This window comes from Nocardiopsis halotolerans DSM 44410, from assembly GCF_000341065.1.
GTDB lineage: Bacteria > Actinomycetota > Actinomycetes > Streptosporangiales > Streptosporangiaceae > Nocardiopsis > Nocardiopsis halotolerans.
In genome coordinates this window covers 1-3,844 of the sequence record NZ_ANAX01000125.1, presented here as the reverse complement: position 1 = coordinate 3,844, position 3,844 = coordinate 1, and the positions used below count along the sequence as shown (strand labels likewise).

General features: G+C 73.5%; 4 protein-coding genes. All 4 read left to right on the top strand.

The genetic code is table 11. From position 1 onward, the window contains the following. The first annotated feature begins 44 nt into the window (after positions 1 to 44). Positions 45 to 785: a (Fe-S)-binding protein gene (locus D455_RS0109400; RefSeq protein WP_017570475.1), complete on the top strand. Its 741-nt coding sequence runs from the start codon at positions 45 to 47 to the stop codon at positions 783 to 785. After that, positions 782 to 2,212, top strand: coding sequence for a lactate utilization protein B (locus D455_RS0109395; RefSeq protein ID WP_017570474.1), 1,431 nt, complete (start codon positions 782 to 784; stop codon positions 2,210 to 2,212). The genes D455_RS0109400 and D455_RS0109395 overlap by 4 nt, the downstream gene beginning before the upstream one ends. Next, the gene (locus D455_RS0109390) at positions 2,209 to 2,850 is read left to right on the top strand and encodes a LutC/YkgG family protein (protein ID WP_017570473.1); all 642 of its coding nucleotides are present in this window, start codon (positions 2,209 to 2,211) and stop codon (positions 2,848 to 2,850) included. Before D455_RS0109395 ends, D455_RS0109390 begins: the two co-directional genes overlap by 4 nt. A gap of 153 nt (positions 2,851 to 3,003) precedes the next feature. Then, a partial coding sequence (locus D455_RS29895) for an alpha/beta hydrolase family protein (protein WP_017570472.1) occupies positions 3,004 to 3,844 on the top strand: 841 nt, incomplete at its 3' end.

The following is a 3,844-nucleotide window of genomic DNA, read 5'->3' as shown; positions in this document are numbered from 1 at the left end:
CCCCGCCGGTCGGCGCGCCGACCGGCGGGGCACGAAGGAGGCACATGCGGATCGCGCTGTTCATCACCTGTGTCAACGACACACTCTTCCCCGACACCGGGCGCGCGGTGGTGCGTCTCCTGGAGCGCCTGGGCCACGAGGTGGTCTTCCCCGAGGGCCAGACCTGCTGCGGCCAGATGCACTACAACACCGGCTACCGGCGCTCGGCCAGCCGCCTGGCCGTGCGCTTCGTGAGGACCTTCGAGGGCGCCGACGCCGTCGTGGTCCCCTCCGCCTCCTGCGCGGCCATGATCCGCGACAACTACCCGCGCCTGGGCGACGGCGGGAGCCGCCTGTCGCGCAAGGTGGCCGACCTGGCCCCGCGCGTGTACGACCTCACCGAGTTCCTGGTGGACGTGCTCGACGTGACGGACGTGGACGCCTACTACCCGCACAAGGTGGCCTACCACCCCACCTGCCACGGGCTGCGCATGCTCGGCCTGGGCGACCGGCCCTACCAGCTGCTGCGCGCCGTGCGCGGCCTGGAACTGGTCGAACTGCCCGGAGCCACCGAGTGCTGCGGGTTCGGCGGCACGTTCGCGGTCAAGAACGGCGACGTGTCCTCGGCCATGGGCGCGGACAAGGCCCGCCACGCCGTGGAGACCGGGGCCGAGGTACTGTGCGCGGTCGACAACTCCTGCCTGATGCACATCGGCGGCATCCTGTCCCGGCAGCGCTCGGGGATGAGGGTGGCGCACCTGGCCGAGATCCTTGCCAGCACCGAGAAGGAGGGCGCCACCCGATGAGCAGCGCCACGTTCCTGGGCATGCCGCCCTTCCCCGAGGCCGCCGCGAAGGCGGTCAACGACGCCCAGCTGCGGCACAACCTGCGCAGGGCCACCCACACCATCCGCGACAAACGCACCTCCGTCGTCGACGAGCTGCACGAGGACTGGGGGCGCCTGCGCGCGGAGGGCGCCGCGGTCAAGGAGCACACCCTGCGCCACCTGGACCACTACCTGGAACAGCTGGAGGAGTCCGTCCACAGGGCGGGCGGGCAGGTGCACTGGGCCTCCGACGCCGCCGAGGCCAACGAGATCGTCACCCGGCTGGTGAGGGCCACCGGTGAGACCGACGTGGTCAAGGTCAAGTCGATGGCCACCCAGGAGATCGAACTCAACAACGCCCTCGCCGACGCCGGGATCACCGCCTACGAGACGGACCTGGCCGAGCTGATCGTGCAGCTGGGCGACGACCTTCCGTCCCACATCCTGGTGCCCGCCATCCACCTGGGGCGCGCCCAGATCCGGGAGATCTTCCTGGAGCAGATGGCCGAGTGGGGCGTGCCCGCGCCCCGGGGGCTGACCGACGACCCCCGCGCACTGGCCGAGGCCGCCCGCGTGCACCTGCGCGAACGCTTCCTGCGCACCCGCACGGCGATCTCGGGCGCCAACTTCGCGGTGGCCGACTCCGGCACGCTCGTGGTGCTGGAGTCGGAGGGCAACGGACGCATGTGCCTGACCCTGCCCCAGACCCTGATCTCGGTGGTCGGCATCGAGAAGATCGTGCCGAGCTGGTCGGACCTGGAGGTGTTCATGCAGCTGCTGCCGCGTTCCTCCACCGGCGAGCGGATGAACCCCTACACCTCCACCTGGACCGGGGTGACGCCGGGCGACGGTCCCCAGGAGTTCCACCTGGTGCTGCTGGACAACGGCCGCACCGACGTGCTGGCCGACACCGTCGGCCGCCAGGCGCTGCGCTGCATCCGCTGCTCGGCGTGCCTGAACACCTGCCCGGTCTACGAGCGCACCGGCGGACACGCCTACGGGTCGGTCTACCCCGGCCCGATCGGCGCGATCCTCACCCCGCAGCTGCGCGGAATGTCCTCGGAGGTGGACGAGGCGCTGCCGTACGCGTCCTCGCTGTGCGGGGCCTGCTACGAGGTGTGCCCGGTGGCCATCGACATCCCCGAGGTGCTGGTGCACCTGCGCGAGGAGGTCGCGGACCGGTCCGGGCACCCGGGCGAGAGGGCTCTGATGGCGGGAGCCGAGGCCGTGCTGTCCTCCCCCGGGGCGCTGGGAGCGGTCCAGCGCGCGGCGGGGCTGGGACGGCGCGCGGTCCCGCGCCACCTGCCGGGGACGGCCGGGGAGTGGACCGACACCCGGGACGTCCCCGACGTGCCCGCCGAGTCCTTCCGGCAGTGGTGGAACAAGCGCGGAAAGGAGCGCGGATGAGCAGCCGCGAACAGATCCTGGCCCGGGTCAGGAGGGCGCTGGCCGACGTGCCCGCCGACGAGTCGCCGGTCCGGGCGGCGGGGGGCGGCTTCGCCGACAGCCACGGTGCGGGGCCCACGCTGGAGGTCCTGGAGGACCGGTTGCGCGACTACCGGGCCCTGGTGCACCGGATACCCGCCGACCGGGTGGCCGCCGAGGTGGCCGCCGCCCTGGAACGCCGGGGCGCGGCCCGTGTGGTGGTCCCGGCCGGAGCCCCGCCGGAGTGGTTCGCCGACTCCTCCGTCGAACGGCTGCCCGACTCCCTGGGGGAACCCATGACGATCGACGACCTGACCGGGGTGGACGGCGTGGTCACCGGATGCGCGGTGGCCGTCGCCGAGACCGGCACGATCGTCCTGGACGGCGGCCCCGACCAGGGCCGCCGTGCGATCACCCTGGTGCCCGACTACCACCTGTGCGTGGTGCGCGCGGACCAGGTGGTGGACGGGGTTCCGCAGGCGGTCCGACTGCTGGACCCGGCGCGCCCTCTGACCTGGATCAGCGGGCCCTCGGCGACCAGCGACATCGAACTGAACCGGGTGGAGGGGGTGCACGGCCCGCGCACCCTGGAGGTGCTGATGGTGGAGCCGGGTCCCTGAACCCGCTGGTGGGGGCGCCCTGCCCGGGGTTGTCCCCACCCCCGCCCTCCGGGACACACCAGGGTGGGGAAGGGGGACATCCCGATGGCGGCGACCACACCGCCCTCCCTAGCGTGACCGGTGTCCACGACTCTCCCGAAGAAGGGAACCCCCATGTCCCACCGGCGTCACACCGCGCGCCGCGCCCTCCCCTTCCGCGCGCCCGGGCCCGGTACCGCCCTCGCGGCGGCGCTGGCCCTGGCCCTGCCCGCCTCCTTGGTGGTGTCCGCGGCACCGGCCGCGGCCGAGCCCGAGCCCGACCGGCCCGGCTCCCTCGGGGCCGTCCTGCCCGAACCCACCGGGGACCACCCGGTGGGCAGGACGGCCCTGCACCTGGTGGACGAGGAGCGCGAGGACGTGTGGGTGGGAGGACCGCGCGAGCTGATGGTGACCCTGTGGTACCCGGCACGCGCGGACGCCGGACGCCCCGCGCCGTACATGACCGAGGCCGAGTCCGCGGCCATGATCGGCGCGCTGGGCGTGGACCTGCCCCCCGATCTCATGCACAGCGGGGTGCGCACGCACTCGCGGCTGGACATGCCGCCCGCGCGCACCGCCGAAGGCTTCCCCCTGGTGGTCCTGTCCCCCGGCGCGGGGCACAACCGCATCGAGCTGTCCTCGCTGGCCGAGGACCTGGCCAGCCACGGTTTCGTGGTGGCGGGCGTGGACCACGCCCACGAGGCCGCGCCCGTGGAGTTCCCCGACGAACTGGTCACCGAGTGCGTGGGGTGCCAGAGCGGGGAGTGGGCCCTGGGCGCGGTCAACCGGGCCGAGGACGTCTCCTTCCTCCTGGACCGGCTCACCGGGCCCGACCCCGCCTGGCGGTGGTCGCACGTGATCGACGCCTCCCGGATCGGGATGGCCGGGCACTCCTGGGGCGGCACGGCCACCGCCGAGACGCTGCGCGCCGAGGAGCGGGTGGACGCCGGGATCAACCTGGACGGCCCCTACTACC

What these genes read in the sequence shown, in the direction of transcription:
- D455_RS0109390 (WP_017570473.1), top strand. Translation starts at nt 2,209, where the DNA reads ATGAGCAGCCGCGAACAGATCCTGGCCCGGGTCAGGAGGGCGCTGGCC.
- D455_RS0109400 (WP_017570475.1), top strand. Translation starts at nt 45, where the DNA reads ATGCGGATCGCGCTGTTCATCACCTGTGTCAACGACACACTCTTCCCC.
- D455_RS0109395 (WP_017570474.1), top strand. Translation starts at nt 782, where the DNA reads ATGAGCAGCGCCACGTTCCTGGGCATGCCGCCCTTCCCCGAGGCCGCC.